The organism is Marinomonas sp. TI.3.20, from assembly GCF_038155025.1.
GTDB classification, from domain to species: Bacteria; Pseudomonadota; Gammaproteobacteria; order Pseudomonadales; family Marinomonadaceae; genus Marinomonas; species Marinomonas flavescens.
Genome location: NZ_JBAKAS010000015.1, coordinates 14,722 through 34,203, shown reverse-complemented (window position 1 = coordinate 34,203; position 19,482 = coordinate 14,722). Strand labels below are relative to the sequence as shown.

Genomic DNA, 19,482 nt, shown 5'->3' with positions numbered 1-19,482 from the left:
CCATATAGTATGTATTAGGTAGACAGTGTTGCGATTGATAAGAAGCCGTGCCGTTAGGTGCGGCTTCTTGCTTTGCAGCATTAAGCCGCGTTTTTATGGCTTCCCATTATTTAGACAACACAATAGAAATAGGTAGACACTTCATGTCCACAGAAATGTTAAAAGATGCGCTTGATTTTGATTTAATTGCTGATGTATTTGTATCCGAATCTATTAGTGCATCGCCTGCTGAACTGCATGGTCAGCTTTGTGGCTATTTGGCTGCAGGTGTCGCGTTGCCGTTAGAAGATTGGCTAACCATGGTCGCTGAGTTTTGCGATATTACCAGTTGGAAAGAGGACGCAAGTCGTGCAGCTATTGTTGAGTTATACACAGCAACGTTAATCTTATTGCAAAATGGCGAATATGCGCTTGTACCTTGCATTTCAGATGAAGATGCCGAGCTTTGTGAGCGCGGAATGACATTATCCCAATGGGCTCATGGCTTTTTAGCAGGTTATGGGTTGTCTGGGCAGAAAAAAGATCTGACGGATGAGACTAAACAAGTACTACGAGATTTTGCCAATATTTCTGCCATGCAAGCTGATATGCGAGCATTGGAGGACAATAACGACAACGAAGTGGACCTCACGGAATTAGTTGAGTACGTTCGTTTGTCTGCAATGATGTTGTACTCAGAGCATTATGACGTTAAGCCTAATGTTGACCATACCAAGAAAGCCTCATTGCATTAATGATTATGTCCAACTCAGCTGTCATCGCTGTGTTGGTTGTCACCACCCACTATAAGAGAGAGCGTGCATGAAAATCGAAAGTCAAACTTACCAAGCTCGACGTGAGCGTTTGATTCAGTCTTTGCCTGAAAACACCGTTGCTATTATTCGTACAGGTGATCTTTGCACGCGTAACAATGATTGTGAGTATGAGTTTCGACCGAATAGTAGCTTCTTTTATTTAACGGGTTTTCCTGAGCCAAGTGCCTATGTCTTAATTAATGGCAACGGCGATACTATTTTGGTTACCTTACCGAAAGATCCAGAGAAAGAGCAGTGGGATGGTTTTCGTTATGGTGTTGAGGGGGCTGTGAATACATTTGGTGTTTGTGACGCTGCACCATTAGATGAACTTGATAATGCTGCGATATTTTTGCTAGACGGGGCACAAAATGTCGCTTTTCCTTTTGGCGATGAAAAACTTCGCCAACAAGTATTAGTGTGGCGAGATAATCTCACAGCACGAGCGCGTGCTGGCGCGGTAGCGCCAACGCAGTTGATGGATTTGTCTCCGGCTATTGCCGAGATGCGTTTGCGCAAAGACGAAGAAGAAATTGCGCTAATGGAAAAAGCAGCGCAAATCAGCGTCGAAGCACATAAGCAAGCAATGTTAGCAGTGCGTCCAGGCATGAAAGAATATGAACTGGAAGCTGAACTAAATTATGTGTTTATGAAATCGGGCTCGCGTCAGCCTGCGTATAACAACATTGTTGCCTCAGGCAGCAATGCCTGTGTTCTTCATTATATCAAAAATGATGAAACCATTAATGATGGTGACTTAGTGCTTATCGATGCCGGTGCAGAGTTTGGTTGTTATGCTGGTGATATAACGCGAACTTTTCCAGCCAATGGCAAATTCACTGAGTCACAAGCGGCTCTCTACCAAGTGGTATTAGACTCACATACGGCAGGTTTACAAGAATTAAAAGTGGGTGCGCCTTATGAGGCGTGCCATAACGTTGCTGTACGTATTTTGACTCAAGGTTTGGTGTCGCTAGGATTATTGACAGGAAATGTTGATACTCTGATCGAAAGCAAAGCGTATCGAGATTTTTATATGCACAATACCGGTCATTGGCTTGGCTTAGACGTTCATGATTGTGGGACATATCGAGTGAATGGAGAGTCTCGTCCGCTTGAATCAGGCATGGTGTTAACCATAGAACCTGGTTTATACGTGTCTCTAGATAATGAATCGGTCGATGAGAAGTGGCGTGGTATTGGTATTCGTATTGAGGATGATGTTTTAATTCGCAACGATGGCCCTTATATTTTAACCCATGGCCTGCCAAGAGAAATTGATGAAATTGAAGCTTTTATGGCTCAAAATCATTAAAAATTGTTTAACCTAAGGTTAGTGGTTGGGGATAAGTAAATGGCAAAGCAATATGATTTGATCATAGTGGGTGCCGGTATGGTGGGGTCTTTAGCGGCATTGTTGCTGGCAGATTCGTCATTACGGATTGCGCTTGTTGATAAGCACAGTGGCGACTATGTATTGTCGACACCCCCGAGTTATGATGCGCGTGTTAGTGCCATTTCCTGTCAATCTAAAGCGTTGTTAGAGTCTGCTGGCGCGTGGCAGAAAATCCCCAAAGAAAGACTTGCTGTCTATAACAATATGGTCGTTTGGGATGGATTAGGTGAAGGCTATATCGACTTCAATGCACGTAAAACCAACTTGCCGGAACTAGGGCACCTTGTCGAGAATGCCGTGCTTTGTGATAGCTTGATGGCAGAGATGAGACTGTCCTCTAATATTGATTTGTATCTTGCTGATGAGCTAGAAACTCATGAGTTGAGTGAATCTGGAGTGAAGGCTACTTTGCTCTCAGGTCAACAGCTAGAAGCGCAAGCAATTATTGCTGCAGATGGCGCATTATCAAAATTACGAACTCATAACGCTTTTGATACGATCGAATGGGACTATGGGCATCATGCTATTGTCTCAACTATTGAGGTGGATAAGGAGCATGAAAATACCGCATGGCAAAGCTTTGGTGAAGAAGGGGTTTTGGCTTTTTTACCATTGCCCAGCGTTGATGATCGTCATTTTGTGTCAATCGTGTGGTCGGTTCCGCCTAAAGACGCAGAGCAATTGATGATGCTAGATGATCAGGCTTTTTGTGAGCGACTTGGTTATGCCATTAGTCATCGCTTTACTGTGCTTGATATTGCTACAAAAAGGCAATCTATACCCCTTCGTCAGCGTCATGCTAAACAGTATGTCAAAGCAGGAATTGCTTTAATCGGCGATGCGGCTCATACCATTCACCCTTTGGCTGGCCAAGGTGCTAATTTGGGCTTTGGGGATGTCAAAGCCTTGGTTGATGTATTGGCGAAAGCGCATCGACGCGGAGAGACTCTTGGTGCGAGTAAGGTGTTGCGTCGCTATCAACGAGCTCGCATGTTAGACAATATTGCCATGGCCGCAGGGATGGAAGGCTTTAAGCGATTGTTTGGCTCACAGCAACCTCTGCTTGTACAACTTCGTAATAGTGGTATGGCACATTTTCATCAGAGCACTCAACTGAAAGAAAAACTGGTAGCCAGAGCGGCTGGTTTGTCTTCTTTTTCTTAATCTTACTCATTAATTATAGTCGTTAGTATTTAACTAGAAAATTATAATATTGCTTGGATTTCAGTAATAAGTGCGTAATGCTAGGCCTTAGTGTTGTGTATTTTATTATTACAGTCCTATTCTCAAGGCATCAATTTTTAATAGGGCTTAAGGCAGCGACTTATGCAAGTACAAGATTTATTAAAGCACACTGATAAGCTTCCTAATGTTCCTGATGTTGTCAGGGAGTTAATTGTCTTGCTTAATGACCCCAATGCAAATTATTTCGATATTTCTAAAAAAGTTGCTCATGATCAGACGATGTCATTAAAAGTATTGCGCGTTGTTAACTCTGCTTACTTTGGATTGTCTAGGAAAGTGTACTCTATTGATGAAGCCACAGTTATTTTAGGGTTGAATAAATTAAAAACATTAGTCATAGCTTCTGGTTTTGCTAATTCTGTAAAAAGTGTTGAAGGTATTGATTTAAAAGAGTTTTGGCGAGACTCTTTTCGAGTTGCTCTCCTCGCTCAATGGCTAGGGAAACGAACGGATGCAGTGGATGCAGAAGAGGCTTTTACGGCTGGGATTGTTCATAATCTAGGTCGTTTGTTACTGCACCTAACTGAGCCAAATATCGCGCAAGAAATACAAGTGTTGGTGAAAACTCAATACATCAGCCGCACCAAGGCAGAAATGGATAAACTTACTTTTACAACACAAGACGCTAGCAAAGCGTTAATGGATTTATGGAAATTTCCTCCTGAATTAGGAGAGGCTGTGAGGCTTCATAAACGACCATTTAGCGAAGAAAATCCGCAACCACTGGCGTGTATTTTGAATCTAGCCTGTTACTTAAATGCTTGTATTAGAGATGAGCGTGATGAAATGCTCGTTGTCGATGGTTTCCCTAAAGCTGTATCTAAGGCGGCAGGGTTGCCTGAAAAAATTATTTATGAGCTTGGTGAGGCGCTTTTATTAGAAGATGATCTGGACCAGTTGTTAGCATAAAGTATTTTCTTTCCTGTATGGTTGCCCTTCTATGAGTCTCAAAGGTTGAAGTTATGTCGCTTTAGTCTTTGAGCTTTCCTGCTAGTATTTTAATTTCCAACATTCTAATTCCAAAACTTATCACTTTTAAGTAAGTTGTCAGCAGCGCGGTCTAAATCAAGACAAATAATTCAACGAACACTTAATTAATAGCAATTGAGTGTATAGCATTTATAATAGGTTTTTTTAAAATCACTGGGTGAAGAAATTGAGCGTTATTCGACTAAAAGGGCAAGCTGATCGACGTCTACGAGCGGGTCATCAATGGATCTACAGCAATGAAGTAGATACTAATAAGACACCATTAAAACAGTTTACTCCAGGCGATCAGGTTGTTGTTGAAACGGCGCAAGGGAAGCCCATTGGTATTGCAATGATTAATCCTAACACTTTGATCTGCGGGCGTTTGGTAAGCCGCAGTGTTGATGGTGTTATGAATAAATCAACGTTGGTTCATCGTCTTAAAATTGCTTTGTCATTACGTGAAATTGCCTATAAAGGGCCGTATTACCGTTTAGTATTTGGTGATTCAGATGGATTGTCAGGTCTAGTTGTAGATCGTTTCGGCGATATATTAGTGGTGCAGATTTCTACTGCAGGAATGGAGCGTTTGAAAAGCGAAATCATTGAAGCTTTGCAAGATGTGATCAAACCAACCGCTATATTAATGAAAAATGATGGCAAAATGCGCCAAATCGAAGGGCTAGAAACATACGTTGAAGAAGCGTTTGGTACAGTGCCTGAATTGGTTTTCTTGCAAGAAAATGATGTGCTTTTTCAAGCGCCTGTCTGGGATGGTCAAAAAACGGGTTGGTTTTATGATCATCGTGAAAACCGCAAAACCATGCAAAATTACTGCGATGGCAAGCGCGTTCTTGATGTTTTCTCTTATATTGGTGGTTGGGGTGTTCAAGCCGCGGCCGCTGGTGCGACGGATGTTACCTTTATTGATGCATCTGAAAGCGCTTTAAGCCATGTGGACGCAAACCTTAAATTGAACCAGTACGAAGGTGGTTCTGAACTTATGCACGGCGATGCATTTGAAGCAATGCAGTCTTTGATTGAAGAAAAACAGCGTTTTGATGTGGTTGTTATGGATCCACCTGCTTTTATCGCACGTCGTAAAGACATTAAAGCAGGAGAAGGTGCGTATCATCGAGCGAATCAGCTGGCTATGCGTTTGGTCGCTAAAGGCGGCATTTTAGTCTCGGGTTCCTGCTCTATGCACTTAGAAACAAGTCGATTACATGACATAGTGCGCAGTAACAGCCGTCAGTTAGAGCGTTTTTCTCAATTGATCTATCGTGGTACGCAAGCGCCAGATCATCCGGTTCATCCAGCGATTGAAGAAACGGAATATTTGAAAGCATTGTTCTACCGAATCCATAACAATATGGGTCTGTAGCGCCGCGTTACTGGTATGTTTTGAATGAAAAAAGCCTCTTTACTTCAAAGTAAAGAGGCTTTTTATATGGAACATAGAGGGTTATCGACTAGTTTCGTAGTGAAATATGAGGCCAGTCGCGTTCCTTGGCAATTTCAGTCAGTGTTGGGTCAGCGTCAACAGCAACAGGGTGAGTAACGAGTTCTAAAAGTGGTAAGTCGTTACGAGAGTCACTGTAGAAGTAGCTGCCTTCCATCGAGTATCCCGTTTCGGCTAGCCAATCATTTAAGCGAGTGACCTTGCCTTCTTGGAAGCTTGGAACGCCGACGGTTTTTCCTGTGTAGCGATTATTAATAATCTCAGGAATGGGTGCGATGATGTGATCCATGCCCAGTGCATCTGCGATGGGCCCTGTGACAAATTGATTGGTCGCCGTGATCATGAGTAAGAAATGACCCTGGTCTTTATGATGCTTCAGCAATGCCTTTGCTTTATCTTGCATCATAGGCGCGACTTTTTCAGCCATGAAGGTGTTGTGTAGTTTTATTAGCTCTTCATTATTGAATAAAGTAAGCGGCGCTAAACTAAACGCCATGTATTCATAAATATCTAAGGTGCCAGATTGGTATTGTTCAAAGAAGCGATCATTGGCTTCTTTATAGGCTTGTGTGTCCACCAATCCTTTTTCTACTAAAAATTCACCCCAAGCGTAATCACTGTCACCGCTTAATAAGGTGCCATCTAAATCAAATATTGCGAGCGTCACAAGCAGTCCTTAGTTCATTTAATGTATACAAAGTATAACGATGAGAGCGACAAATAACACCTGTCTTAATTGTGCCAGAAGGCGAAATATGGAACAATGAAAATAATTTATTCTTATGTTAAAAGGTGATAGCTCGTGATTGATGCAGACGGATATAGGCCGAATGTGGGCATCATACTGATGAACGAGCGTGGCCAACTTCTTTGGGCAAGGCGTGTGGGACAAAATGCATGGCAATTTCCCCAAGGCGGTATTAAACCTGATGAAACTCCTGAAGATGCTTTGTATAGAGAATTGAAGGAAGAAGTGGGGTTGGAACCTCATCAGGTAGAAATCGTGGGGAAAACCCGAGGATGGTTACGTTACCGACTTCCCAAACGCATGTTAAGACATAACAGCAAGCCTTTGTGTATCGGGCAAAAACAGAAGTGGTTTTTGCTGTCCATTCGTTGTGCAGATGCTTGTGTGTGCGTGGATTCAACAGATTGCCCTGAGTTTGATGGTTGGAGATGGGTGAGTTATTGGTACCCGCTTGGCCAGGTTGTGGCGTTTAAGAAGGATGTTTATCGCCGCGCATTAAAAGAACTGATTCCAAATGCACACCGAAAATTAGAACACATAATAAAAGCGACTCTTTAAATTTATATTACTTAGGGTGTAAGGAGAACGATGCTAAGTTTGCTCAGACGTATTACTCAAGAAGTGACTGCAGCGCAGTCTTTGCCTGTCGCGTTGGACATTATTGTTCGTCGTGTGCGAAGAGCTATGCGAGCAGAAGTCTGTTCTATTTACTTAGTAGACCCTAATACAAGTGAATACGTTTTGATGGCGACGCGTGGCTTAAACGCAGGTGTTGCCGGAAGCGCTAGTCTAAAGTCTGATGAAGGGCTCGTTAGTTTAGTCGGTCGACGTGCTGAGCCTGTAAATTTGGAAGATGCCCATATTCATCCCTCGTTCCATTATCTTAATGGCACGGGAGAAGAGCGGTATCGTTCATTTTTGGGTGTTCCTATTATCCATCATCGCCAAGTGTTGGGTGTATTGGTTGTTCAGCATGAAGATAAGCGTCGTTTTGATGAAGGTGAAGAAGCTTTTCTCATTACACTTTCTGCGCAGCTAGCGGGTGTTATTGCTCATGCGGAAGCAACGGGTGCAATGACGAGTCTTAGTGTGAACTCTGTTCAAGTCGGCTCAGATTTTCGTTACAAAGGGGTGTCTGGCAGTTCAGGTGTTGCGCTTGGTCGTGGTGTCGTGGTCTATCCGCTGGCGGATTTAGATGTTATTCCAGATCGTGTCATTACTGATAGCGCTTCTGAAATTATAGATTTTCATCAAGCGCTTGAAGCCGTCCGAGACGATATTCGGCGAGCAAGTGACCGTCTTAGTCAGCATTTATCGACCGATGAAAAGGCTTTGTTTGATGTCTATCTAAAAATTCTGAATGATAACTCGCTGGTTGTTGAGGTCGAGAAGAAGATTAAGAAAGGTAATTGGGCGCAAGGTGCAATTAGAAAAGTTATTCAAGCCCATATCGCTCATTTTAATAAAATGGACGACCCTTACTTACGAGAGCGAGCCACTGATATTCGAGATTTAGGTCGCCGAATTCTTTCTCATCTTCAAGAAAAAGCCCCTAATTTAGCTGAACGCTTTAGCGAACCCGGTATTGTCATTGGTGAAGAGTTAACGGCTTCTATGCTAGGTGAAATTCCTATTGATAAAATCAAGGGCCTAGTCTCTGTAATGGGTTCGAGTAATTCCCATGTTGCCATTTTGGCACGTGCTATGGGGATTCCTACGGTAATGGGGGCGCTAGATTTACCTTATGCGCAATTAGACAAAGTCGATTTAATTGTTGATGGTTACTTAGGGCAAGTATTTACTTACCCTTCTGAAAGCTTAACGCAGAACTATAAACAGATTGTTGATGAAGAGCGTCAGTTAGAAGAAGAGTACGAAACGCTTAGGGATCTTCCCTGTGAAACAACAGATGGTTATCGTTTATCCTTGTTTGTAAATACTGGTTTAACTGCGGATATCGCTCGTTCATTGGATCGAGGTGCAGAAGGTATTGGTCTTTACCGTACAGAAGTGCCTTTTATGGTGCGGGACCGTTTTCCAACAGAAGCAGAGCAAGAGTATATATATCGCCAGCAACTTGAAGGTTTTGCACCAGCTCCTGTGACAGTGCGAACTCTAGATATTGGTGGTGATAAAGCGTTACCGTATTTTCCTATTGCTGAGGCCAATCCATTTCTTGGCTGGCGTGGTATCCGGGTTACGCTTGATCACTTAGAAATTTTCATGGCGCAGATTCGAGCGATGATCAAAGCCAGTGCCGGTCTTCATAATCTAAAAATTATGTTACCAATGATTTCAAATGTCGCAGAAGTAGAAGATGCCTTAGCGTTAATTCGCCGCGCCTATGCTGAGGTAAAAGAAGAAGGTTATGATGTAAAAATGCCTCAAGTGGGTGTGATGATAGAAATTCCAGCCGCGGTTTATCAAGTGAAAGAACTGGCTGCGCTGGTGGACTTTATGTCTGTTGGTAGTAATGACTTAACGCAATATCTGTTGGCTGTGGATCGTAATAATCCTCGTGTTGCTGATTTATACAATTGTTTCCATCCTTCCGTTTTACGTGCTTTGCATTCTATTGTAAAACAAGTGAAAAACGAGGGGATAAACCTCAGTGTCTGTGGTGAAATGGCAGGCGATCCAATGGGGGCTATTATTCTTATGGCGATGGGTTACGATGTTTTGTCTATGAGCTCTACCAGCTTACCCAAAGTGAAGGCTGTGATTCGAAATATCTCGATGGAACAGGCTCAAAATATGTTAGATCAAGTGATCCATTTAGCGCATGCCGATGCTGTAACACAAACAATGACTAGGTTAATGCGTGAAGCAAATATTGAACGTTTAGTTCGTCCTTCCAAAACGACAACAGTGAATTAAAATCCGCCTCAGAGGTTGTTCTTACCGTTATGATAGCTTATCCAGCGATTGATCCTATCGCGATTTCAATAGGGCCGCTTTCCGTACATTGGTACGGTATTATGTATTTAATTGGTTTTGCCGGTGCGTATTTTTTAGGTGCCTATCGAGCTAAAAAGTCTAATAGTTTATGGACTCAAGAAATGGTCAGCGACATGATTTTCTATGGTGCGCTGGGGGTCATATTAGGTGGCCGTATTGGTTATATTCTTTTTTACCAGTTTCCTGTTTTTATTGAGCACCCACTGGTCATGTTCAAAATCTGGGACGGTGGTATGTCGTTTCATGGTGGCTTGATCGGGGTTATTGTCGCGCTTGCAGTATTTGCGCGGCGCTACAATAAACATTTAATTGATGTGACTGATTTCGCCGCACCATTTGTTCCAATTGGTTTAGGTGCTGGGCGTATAGGTAATTTCATTAACGGTGAGTTATGGGGGAAGCCGACCGATGTGCCATGGGCAATGGTTTTTCCAAAAGACCCTCTGCAACTCGCTCGTCATCCATCGCAGCTTTATCAATTCGCCTTAGAAGGCGTCGCATTGTTTTGTATCCTATGGTTCTTTTCGAAAAAGAGTAAGCCTAGATACTGTGTGTCAGGATTGTTTTTACTATGCTACGGCGTGTTTCGAATTATGTCTGAATTTGTTCGTGAGCCGGATCCGCAAATTGGTTATTTAGCTTTTGGTTGGGTAACAGAAGGGCAAGTGCTTTCTCTGCCTATGGTGATTATTGGTATTATGCTGATTGTATTTGGCTTTAAAATGAAAAAGTACCCGAAGACATAAGCCCCTAAAAACATAAGCTCCCTCGTTAATAAAGGGCGACTAAATAAGAATCGCATCAAAAAAGCCAGTTATTTGAGAACTGGCTTTTTTGTGTTTAGTGTCGCTAGAAAGTGTCTTGTGTCAGTGATGTGAAACGTTTAGCTAGACGGAGAATGGGTAAGCAATCGGTTCGTGGAATTCGTATCCCTCAATAGAGAAATCATCCATTGTTACCCAGGTTTCAATGTCCTTTAAAGATTTGATGTTTGGGTTAATCTTTAGTGTTGGTAAAGCATATGGCTGGCGTTTTAATTGCACGTCACGCATCAGTTCAAGTTGGTCTTCATAAATGTGAGCATTGACTATTTTATGGAAGGCTTGGCCTGCTTTGTGTCCAGTAATTTGCGCCACAATTGCGAGTAGCACATAGACTTGAACCATGTTGAAATTTAATCCTAATGGCACGTCACAGCTGCGTTGTGTGCTATTTAAATAAAGTGTATCACCAAGCAAAGAGAAGTGATGGCTGTACAAGCAGGGACGAAGGCAGGCCATATGGAATGCCCCTGGATGATAAAAAGTAAGGATCTCTCCGCGGTTATCCACTCCCTTGGTTAAATCATCAATGATTTGTTTAAGTAGATCAATGTGACCACCGTCTGGCTTAGGGAATGCACGGCCAATGGCGCCATAGCATAACCCCATATCGTCTTTGCCTTTACGGTATGGGTTATTTAGCCAGACGGCGTTGTCATTGGCATTGGCATCCCATGTTTTGGTGCCCAGTGCTCGAAAATCAGCGGCATTATCATAGCCTCTTAAATAGCCAAGGATTTCCGCAATGGCCGACTTCCAATAACTTTTCCGAGTTGTAACAAGTGGGAATTCACCCTTGTTTACATCATAAGTTAGGTCCGCGTTAATTACTGTTAAGCAGCGCTTACCTGTACGTTCGTTTTCTACCCATACGCCTTCATCAACGATACGCTGGCAAAGGTCTAAATATTGTTTCATGAAGAGAGCCCTGTATTTATTGTCTGGCAGCGACTTAAGTCTTTTTTAAAAATGCATTATGGGCTGCCATGAGTATAATAGTTTTCATCGATTATATCAGAACCCCTACCTAAGGTGCCGTATTTACGGAATCTCTAGGGGGCTTACTCTAAGGTTTATTCTATGTTGTCTTTAATTGTTGCCATGTCAGCCAACCGAGTCATCGGGATCAATAACTCATTACCTTGGCATCTTCCTAATGATCTTAAATACTTCAAACAAGCAACGATGGGCAAGCCTATTGTTATGGGGCGTAAGACGTTTGAGTCTATTGGTAAGCCATTACCGGGGCGTCGAAATATAGTGATTACTAGAGACCGAGATTATCAAGCTGATGGTATTGATGTGGTGACTTCGCTAGACGCAGCGATTTCATTGGGTGAAGATATTTGTTTGGTTAATGGGCAAGAAGAGGTAATGGTAATAGGCGGTGCCCAAATATATCAATTAGCATTGGAGAAAGCTGATCGTTTATATGTGACTCATGTTGATGCGCAGATTAATGGCGATGCGTATTTTCCAGAAGTGGAATGGCCATCTTTTACGCTGCTCGCTGAAGAAGCATTTGCAGCAGAAGGTCCTAACCCTTATGATTATCGTTTTTCGGTATATCAAAGAACCAGTGCAAAATAATAGAAGAAATTTATTTCTCTTCTTGCGATAATTACCCGCCTTAAAAACGTTTTTTTATTGGACATACAAAATGTGTATTAGTGCAATAATATTTAGAAAATTATGCAGATCGATGTCTCATAAGAATGGCTAAAAGCACTTTCTGTTGTTTACGTTTTTACTGCCTTTTTCTTTTGTTGTTTTTAGTTTAATCGCCTCATTTTACTTTGTGCTTTTTCAGAGAGCTGGGAAAGCATAAAACTAAAAACTTGAGCTTAGCGTTTGCCTTAAACCTAAGCCTACGTATTTCAGATTCTAGGATGGTATTCGTTCAGGGTGCCATCCTTAACCGTTTCAGTTTTAAAATAATGTCTTATTAATTTGGAGAAAAAATGAACTCTTGGTATTTCCTCTGTTTATTATCAGTGGTAGCGATTTTTATCGCCTTCACTAACCAATACATCCTGAAGCTGCAAACGACTATTGCGATTACAACGGGGTCGGTCGTTATTTCTCTTTTGCTGATGATATTAGCCTCGGTCTCTGGTGGTGGTATTACGGCCTCTATCGCACAGGCGGTAGATGGGCTTAACTTTAATATGTTGCTCTTAAAGGGGATGTTAGGTTTTCTTCTTTTCGCTGGCGCATTAGAGATCGACCTTAAGCTGTTACGAAATCAACGTTGGGAAATTGCCATTATGGCATTAGGCTCGACGCTAATTTCCACCATCATTATTGGTTACTTCAGCTACTGGGCATTGGCGTTGTGTGGCTGGGATCTACCTCTTATTTATTGCATGCTTTTTGGTGCTTTAATTAGCCCGACTGACCCTATCGCAGTTCTGGCTATCATCAAAAAAATGAATGCGCCAGATAAAATATCAGTACAAGTAGAAGGCGAGTCGTTATTTAACGATGGTGTTGGTTTGGTTGTTTTCTCAACAATATTCGCTTTGATTTTTACCGGTCAAGAGCCTAGTTTTGGCGGTGTTGCTGAATTATTTCTAGTCGATGCTGTGGGTGGTATTATTTTTGGTGTGGTACTTGCTCTCGTAGCGCATTGGTTAATTTGCCGTAGTAATGACAGTAGTATCGAATTATTGATCACCTTGTGTATCCCGAGCGCAGGTTATGCGTTAGCTAACTTGTTGGATATTTCTGGGCCTTTGGCTATGGTAGTAAGTGGTATCTTTATAGGGAACGTGACACGTACTGTCGGCTTCTCTGAGCATAGTCAGGAGACGCTTTCGCACTTTTGGCATACCGTTGATGCGTTTCTAAATTCTTTGTTATTTATTCTAATTGGCCTGTTACTAGTCGTTCTTCCAGTAACTTGGACAGAAGCAGCGCTAGGGCTGATGATGGTTCCATTAGTTTTACTGGCACGTTTTATCAGTGTTTCTATACCTTACCTTGGCTTTCGTCGCTTCCGTAAATACGACGCGCATTCAATTAAAATTCTGACATGGGGTGGATTACGCGGTGGCTTGGCTTTGGCCATGGCAGCCTCCATTCCACATGGGAAATTGATCGTAAATGGCGTTGATTACCATACGCTAATGGTCATGATGACGTATGTTGTGGTGATTTTTTCTATTGTGGTTCAAGGGATGACTATTTCACCTATTATTGAGCGTAGTATCGAAGAAGGGGAAAGCGGCCAAGTTTAAGTTTTGGTGCGTTATTCTAATGCGTTGTAGCGCTACTATTGGCAGTGCATAAAAAGGCGTTTGATTCTCTCGTTTGAATCTCCTTTAATATTGGGAGCTTCATTGAGGAATCAAACGCCTTTTTTATCTAAACGAGATCAGTTTATAACGATGCGTAGACTTTTTTGTTTGCCGGCTTCTAGCGCTTCATTGGCACTTTGTGCTAATTCTTCAATAGTTTCACCATCTTCAGGGAAGGCGGCAATACCAACGCAAAAATCGAGCGGGTCAGACTTTCCATCGATCAGCGCCTTCATTTCATCTTCGGTTGGGTCAATCATATTTTGCAATAAAACTTGGGCATCTTTAACGCTGGTATTAGGTAAAAGAAGGAGTAGCTTGTCTGGCTCGACTCTAGCAAGTACATCGGCCTCTCTCATGTTTTTATAAACGTGGCGAGCAGATGTTTGGATAGCTAAGTTACGAATTTCCATTGGTAATTCGGGCAATCGCCCCGTCGCATCAAGATTTATTTTTGCCATTGTTAATGGCGTGTATTGGCGTTTGGCAAGTCCGAGTTGTTTTTTAAAATGAGTTAATGCCGCCCCACGGTTTAATAAACCGGTGAGTTCGTCAAAAGTGGCTTGATTGCGTAAATGTTCTTCAAGCGCTTTCTGTGAGCTAATGTCTTCGAAAAAACCAATGACTTTCTTGATGCTGCCATCGATGTTTTTGGTATAAGTTCTACCACGCTCTTTGACCCACATGTACTCATTATCAGATTTGCGAATGCGATACTCTGCTTCGTAGTAACTTTGACGATGTTCAACATGCTCAGTAACAACCCGATCCAGATTTTTTACATCATCAGGGTGAACGAGTGAGTGCCATTCCTGCGTCGAACGTGGTGTTTTATCTTGTGGCAGGCCAAGTAAGACTGCGATCGACTTTGAACAAGAAATTAGGTCAGAGTCGGTTTCCCAAATCCACAAGCCTGCCGAAGATTCGGTTAACGCAAATTTAAGTAATGTATTTTCTGCGTCGACCAAATCCATGTGATCTGTGTTGTAAACGCAGGCTAGAATGTATTCTCCCATTGGGTGAAATTCTAGTTGTGTATTGACCAGCTTTTTACCAATACGAAGCAGATTTTCACAACGGTCTATTTGCCCGTTTTGAATTTTTTCACATAATATCTGCCAATCTTTGAGACTATTGGCTTCTTCGCTGAGCGTCATCCAAGAGTCGCTAGGCTTTGCATTAAAGCTTTCAAAAAACAGAGCAAAACCTCTGTTAACAGAATGCAGCTTCCCTGTTTCGGTTTCTATAATGAACGCTGGAGTTGGCATGTGTTCGAAAGCCAACTCAAAAGGGTTTTTCGCGGTTTTCATTGCGTCGTTCCTTTTAAACAATTTATTCTGGGGTAATCCAGTTTACTTGATAGCTGGATTGGTCATCTTCCGCTAACAGCTCAGTCAAAACGGGAAGGAACTCATTGGCTTCTTTTTCTAAAGTCCACGGAGGGTTGACAATAATCATACCGCTGCCAGCCATGCCGCGTTCTTTTTCAGTGTCTCTGATGTTCATTTCTAGTAACAAAATATTGCGAATTTTTGTTGCTTGTACGGCTCTGAGTAGCTCATTAGCCTGCTGTCGGCCTAGTACAGGATACCAGATTGCGTAAGTGCCTTGAGGGAAGCGTTTGTACCCATCCTGTAATGCCTGAACAACATATTGATAATCTTTTTTCACTTCATAGGGCGGGTCCATAAGGACAAAACCGCGCTTTTGAGGTGGTGGTAGCATGGATTTTACCGTGTCAAAGCCATTGTCTTTGACCACGTTGGCTTTGCGCTTATTCGGAAATAAGGCGGCTAGAATAGGGTAGTCGTTTGGGTGCAATTCACAAAGGTGAAGTTTGTCTTTCTGGCGAACGTAATAGTCGACAATTTTTGGGCTGCCCGGATAAAAGGCCAACTTGTTATCTGGGTTCATCTCTCGAACGATGTCGAGTAGTGATTCGATTGCTTCAGGCAAGTCGTCTTCTTCGAGTAAGCGCGCAATGCCGCTTTGGAATTCTTTGTTCTTTTGTGCTTGAGCTGAATCCAGAGGATATTGACCAATGCCTGCGTGCGTATCTAGATAGAAAAAAGGCGCATCCTTTTTAATTAGATGTTTGCAGATCTCACTGACGGTAATGTGTTTCAAAATATCCGCGTGATTGCCAGCGTGATAAATATGGCGATAGCTAAGCATGTCGTTTCCTGTATCCAATGAAAAAAGGCCGCGGCGCCTAAATGACGCTATGCGGCCTTTTGGGTTCTTTTATTAATTATTTAAGCAGATCAAGATCACGCACCGCGCCTTTATCGGCACTGGTCGCAAAATGAGCATACACTTTTAATGATGTGGAGACTTTACGAGGACGTTCTTCAACAGGCTTCCAAGCATCAGCACCTTTAGCATTCATTGTATCACGACGTGTTTGCAGTTCTTCATCGCTAAGAAGAACGTTGATCGTGCGGTTTGGAATGTCGATACGAATAATGTCGCCGCTCTCTACCAAACCAATAGCGCCACCGGCAGCGGCTTCTGGTGAAACATGCCCGATAGACAAACCAGACGTACCGCCAGAGAAGCGACCATCGGTTAATAGTGCACAAGCTTTGCCTAAACCTTTTGATTTAATGTAAGACGTTGGGTAGAGCATTTCTTGCATACCCGGACCGCCTTTAGGTCCTTCGTAGCGTACGATAACCACTTCGCCTGATTTTACTTTGTCATCAAGGATATTTTTAACCGCTTCATCTTGAGATTCGGTGATGTGGGCAGGACCTTCAAATACAAGGCATGACTCGTCAACACCGGCACTTTTCACTACGCAACCATCTAGCGCGATGTTACCGTAAAGCACGGCCAAACCGCCTTCCAGCGAAAAAGCGTGCTCAAGAGAGCGGATACAGCCTTCAGCGCGATCGCCATCCAGTGATGGCCAACGAGTAGACTGACTAAAAGCTGTTTGTGTTGGTATGCCTGCAGGACCTGCTTTGTAAAACTCGATGACTTCAGGCGTTGGAGAGCGCATGATATCCCACGTTTTTAATGCTTCAAGTAGAGTGTCAGAATGAACCGTGTGACATTGGTTATGCAACAGCCCTGCGCGATCGAGCTCGCCTAACAAGGCAAAAATGCCGCCGGCACGATGCACGTCTTCTACGTGGTATTTAGGAGAGTTTGGTGCCACTTTACATAGCTGAGGAACACGACGCGACAAGCGGTCGATGTCTTCCATGGTAAAATCGACTTCCGCTTCACGGGCAAGCGCCAATAAGTGAAGAATCGTATTGGTCGATCCGCCCATGGCAATGTCGAGTGTCATGGCGTTTTCAAAGGCTTCAAAAGTCGCAATAGCACGAGGCGCCCATTGTGGCTCATCGTTGTCGTAGAAGCGTTTGGTGATATCAACAATGCGACGGCCTGCTTCTAGGAATAGGCGGTGACGGTCAGAGTGAGTAGCAAGGGTTGTGCCGTTACCTGGTAAGCTTAAGCCAAGGGCTTCGGTTAAACAGTTCATTGAGTTGGCGGTAAACATGCCAGAACAAGAACCACAGGTTGGGCAGGCAGAACGCTCGTATTCTTCGACTTTTTCGTCTGAAGCGGTAGGGTCTGCTGCAATTACCATGGCATCAACCAAATCCAGTTTGTTTTCTGATAATTTGGTTTTACCGGCTTCCATTGGACCACCGGAGACAAAAATTACTGGGATGTTTAGGCGCATTGCAGCCATTAGCATTCCAGGGGTGATTTTGTCACAGTTGGAGATACAAACTAACGCATCGGCACAGTGGGCATTAACCATGTATTCAACTGAGTCGGCAATTAAGTCGCGAGAAGGTAAGCTGTAAAGCATACCGTCGTGGCCCATTGCAATGCCATCATCGACGGCTATAGTATTGAATTCTTTGGCTACGCCGCCAGCTTCTTCGATTTCTCGACAAACGAGCTGGCCAAGGTCTTTAAGATGTACGTGACCTGGCACAAACTGAGTAAAAGAGTTTGCGACGGCAATAATTGGTTTATGAAAGTCATCGTCTTTCATACCAGTTGCGCGCCATAAAGCACGCGCGCCGGCCATATTACGACCTGAAGTAGTTGTTTTTGAGCGATATGCTGGCATTGTTGTCCCCACAGAATTTTTTGCATTATATAGACGCTCATGTTAACAAGTTTATCGTCTATGCCCAATGGCAATTTTCAGTGAACTGGGCACAGATTAAGAAAGTTATTTATTGAAAGGAGAGAAGTAAAAGACATGGACAGCCCTTTAGATCAGATTCACAGTACGGTGGTGTTGGCTAGGCAACCCATTGTTGATACGACCCTTGCGCCAATGGGATACGAGTTACTTTACCGTAAATCGAACGATGCATTAGATGCAGAGTTCCCTGATGCTGTAGGTGCAACGGCACAAGTGATTGCTGCTACTTTGTTTGAATTGGGACTGTCGAATTTAGTCGGAACTAAGAAAGCCTTCATTAATTTCTCTAGAGCTTATTTGCTCAACCCCAGTGGTGTGCCGCTTGATCCAAAAACGGTTGTGATTGAGGTATTAGAGGACTCAGGGTTTGACCCTATCCTGTTGGCGGCATTACGTCGCTGGAAAAAAGCGGGTTATACCCTTGCCTTGGACGACTTTATATTTGATATCAAGTTAGTCCCATTCATTGAGTTAGCGGATTACATAAAATTAGATATTTTGGCGTTAGGTCAAGATGGTTTTTATCAGCAAGTAGAAGCCTTGCGTGGTTTTGATATTAAGATTGTTGCTGAGAAAGTGGAAACATGGGAAGAATATCAGTTTTGTCGTCTATTAGGGATCGAATGCTTCCAAGGGTATTTTTTTGAAAAGCCTGAAATAGTCTCAAGCAAATCATCAAGAGTAAATAGTATGGTCTTGCTTCAGCTTATGGCAGCTTTACTACAAACCTCAAACCAAAGTGTGGATGAGCTAGAGCGACTTGTGAGTCAAGATGCTGGCTTGGTTCATAAATTACTGCGTTTTCTAAATTCCCCTATAACAGGGTTGGTTGCTTCTATTGATACTGTTCGTCTTGCCATTACTTTGATCGGAACAGAAAAGCTTAAAGCGCTGATTAATCTTTTATTAATGTCAGAAATGACTGGCGATCGTCATGTGCTTTTGCAAAGTATTATGATCCGCGCTAAGCATGCTGAGTTGCTGGCAAAGCATCGCGGTTATGACAACGCGGATAAATATTTCTTGGCGGGTATGTTGTCTATGATGGGGGTGTGTGTTGGTGCTCAATTGGATGAGGTATTAAGTGAATTACCACTCCCTAATGAGTTTATCAATGCTATTGTCCATCGCTCTGGTCGTGTAGGAAAAACCTTAGATTTTGTTGAGCATTATGGATCTGAGCAAAAGGTCATAGATAATGAGGATCAGAATGGTCTCTCTCAAACCTATCTTGATGCGATTAAATGGGCTGATGATTTTGTTACTTATATTTAATTTTTTTGTAAGCCAAATCTGACAATGCTGTAGGGATTTTCCTTTTGTTATGTAGTAAAAGACCCTAAAAAACACAAATAAAGCGCTATCTTTATGATATTTAAAGATAAAGCACATGGCTCTCTGTTCTTCCTCTTACTTGTTATTTCCTTATTTAATGGTAAATTGAATGCATCCAAAGGGAATTCAAGGAAGAATGACACAGGAAGTACACTTAGTAGGACGCTAAGTGAATAAATGGCAAGAGTTAGGATGTTCTTAACTATTAATGGGCTAAACGGATTTGATAATAGCCCAATGGAATGTGTTAAATTAACATGGAATAGTTGGTCGCTTCA

Annotated in this window: 16 protein-coding genes; 11 read left to right on the top strand and 5 right to left on the bottom strand. The window is 42.7% G+C overall.

From position 1 onward, the window contains the following. The first annotated feature begins 143 nt into the window (after nucleotides 1-143). The 5 genes from V6259_RS14510 to V6259_RS14490 all read left to right on the top strand — a co-directional run bounded on the left by V6259_RS14510 (nucleotide 144) and on the right by V6259_RS14490 (nucleotide 5,788). A complete protein-coding gene (locus V6259_RS14510; protein WP_341585095.1) occupies nucleotides 144-734 on the top strand; it encodes a UPF0149 family protein in 591 nt (196 codons plus the stop codon). 67 nt (nucleotides 735-801) lie between these two features. After that, entirely contained in the window at nucleotides 802-2,109 is a 1,308-nt protein-coding gene (locus V6259_RS14505) for an aminopeptidase P N-terminal domain-containing protein (RefSeq protein WP_341585094.1), read from the top strand. Nucleotides 2,110-2,148: 39 nt separating this feature from the next. Next, the gene (locus tag V6259_RS14500; RefSeq protein ID WP_341585092.1) at nucleotides 2,149-3,354 is read left to right on the top strand and encodes a UbiH/UbiF/VisC/COQ6 family ubiquinone biosynthesis hydroxylase; all 1,206 of its coding nucleotides are present in this window, start codon (nucleotides 2,149-2,151) and stop codon (nucleotides 3,352-3,354) included. 162 nt (nucleotides 3,355-3,516) lie between these two features. After that, nucleotides 3,517-4,344 carry an HDOD domain-containing protein gene (locus V6259_RS14495; RefSeq protein WP_341585091.1) on the top strand — a complete coding sequence of 276 codons (828 nt, stop codon included), beginning with the start codon at nucleotides 3,517-3,519 and terminating at the stop codon, nucleotides 4,342-4,344. A 247-nt stretch (nucleotides 4,345-4,591) separates the two neighbouring features. After that, on the top strand, nucleotides 4,592-5,788 hold the full coding sequence (locus V6259_RS14490; RefSeq protein WP_133013162.1) for a class I SAM-dependent rRNA methyltransferase: 1,197 nt from the start codon (nucleotides 4,592-4,594) through the stop codon (nucleotides 5,786-5,788). Nucleotides 5,789-5,876: 88 nt separating this feature from the next. Here the strand turns inward: V6259_RS14490 and V6259_RS14485 are convergent, their stop codons facing one another. After that, entirely contained in the window at nucleotides 5,877-6,533 is a 657-nt protein-coding gene (locus V6259_RS14485; protein ID WP_341585089.1) for a histidinol-phosphatase, read from the bottom strand. Between the two features lie 135 nt (nucleotides 6,534-6,668). Here V6259_RS14485 and V6259_RS14480 point away from each other — a divergent pair, with 135 nt between their 5' ends. Genes V6259_RS14480 through lgt form a run of 3 tightly spaced genes read left to right on the top strand, consistent with a single transcriptional unit; the run spans nucleotide 6,669 to nucleotide 10,318 of the window. Further along, nucleotides 6,669-7,172: an RNA pyrophosphohydrolase gene (locus V6259_RS14480; RefSeq protein WP_133013160.1), complete on the top strand. Its 504-nt coding sequence runs from the start codon at nucleotides 6,669-6,671 to the stop codon at nucleotides 7,170-7,172. 30 nt (nucleotides 7,173-7,202) lie between these two features. Continuing rightward, the gene (ptsP, locus tag V6259_RS14475) at nucleotides 7,203-9,491 is read left to right on the top strand and encodes a phosphoenolpyruvate--protein phosphotransferase (RefSeq protein ID WP_133013159.1); all 2,289 of its coding nucleotides are present in this window, start codon (nucleotides 7,203-7,205) and stop codon (nucleotides 9,489-9,491) included. Nucleotides 9,492-9,520: 29 nt separating this feature from the next. Beyond that, nucleotides 9,521-10,318, top strand: a complete 798-nt coding sequence (lgt, locus tag V6259_RS14470) for a prolipoprotein diacylglyceryl transferase (RefSeq protein WP_133013158.1) — start codon at nucleotides 9,521-9,523, stop codon at nucleotides 10,316-10,318. Between the two features lie 141 nt (nucleotides 10,319-10,459). On the opposite strand, the gene V6259_RS14465 is transcribed toward lgt, so the two are convergent. Further along, a complete protein-coding gene (locus V6259_RS14465) occupies nucleotides 10,460-11,311 on the bottom strand; it encodes a thymidylate synthase (protein ID WP_133013157.1) in 852 nt (283 codons plus the stop codon). A gap of 162 nt (nucleotides 11,312-11,473) precedes the next feature. Here V6259_RS14465 and folA point away from each other — a divergent pair, with 162 nt between their 5' ends. Both folA and V6259_RS14455 read left to right on the top strand, forming a co-directional pair. Beyond that, entirely contained in the window at nucleotides 11,474-11,983 is a 510-nt protein-coding gene (folA, locus tag V6259_RS14460) for a type 3 dihydrofolate reductase (protein ID WP_133013156.1), read from the top strand. A 371-nt stretch (nucleotides 11,984-12,354) separates the two neighbouring features. After that, nucleotides 12,355-13,632 carry a cation:proton antiporter gene (locus V6259_RS14455; RefSeq protein WP_133013155.1) on the top strand — a complete coding sequence of 426 codons (1,278 nt, stop codon included), beginning with the start codon at nucleotides 12,355-12,357 and terminating at the stop codon, nucleotides 13,630-13,632. A gap of 137 nt (nucleotides 13,633-13,769) precedes the next feature. On the opposite strand, the gene V6259_RS14450 is transcribed toward V6259_RS14455, so the two are convergent. From V6259_RS14450 to ilvD, 3 genes are all read right to left on the bottom strand, one after another. Continuing rightward, nucleotides 13,770-15,002, bottom strand: a complete 1,233-nt coding sequence (locus tag V6259_RS14450; RefSeq protein WP_341585087.1) for a sensor domain-containing diguanylate cyclase — start codon at nucleotides 15,000-15,002, stop codon at nucleotides 13,770-13,772. Between the two features lie 22 nt (nucleotides 15,003-15,024). Then, nucleotides 15,025-15,867, bottom strand: a complete 843-nt coding sequence (locus V6259_RS14445) for a 23S rRNA (adenine(2030)-N(6))-methyltransferase RlmJ (RefSeq protein ID WP_133013153.1) — start codon at nucleotides 15,865-15,867, stop codon at nucleotides 15,025-15,027. Nucleotides 15,868-15,943: 76 nt separating this feature from the next. Continuing rightward, nucleotides 15,944-17,788 (bottom strand): dihydroxy-acid dehydratase, encoded by a 1,845-nt coding sequence (gene ilvD / locus V6259_RS14440; protein ID WP_341585086.1) that lies wholly within the window; start codon nucleotides 17,786-17,788, stop codon nucleotides 15,944-15,946. A 135-nt stretch (nucleotides 17,789-17,923) separates the two neighbouring features. On the opposite strand from ilvD, the gene V6259_RS14435 reads away from it, so the two are divergent. Then, nucleotides 17,924-19,144, top strand: coding sequence for an EAL and HDOD domain-containing protein (locus tag V6259_RS14435; RefSeq protein WP_341585085.1), 1,221 nt, complete (start codon nucleotides 17,924-17,926; stop codon nucleotides 19,142-19,144). Nucleotides 19,145-19,482 lie beyond the last annotated feature (338 nt).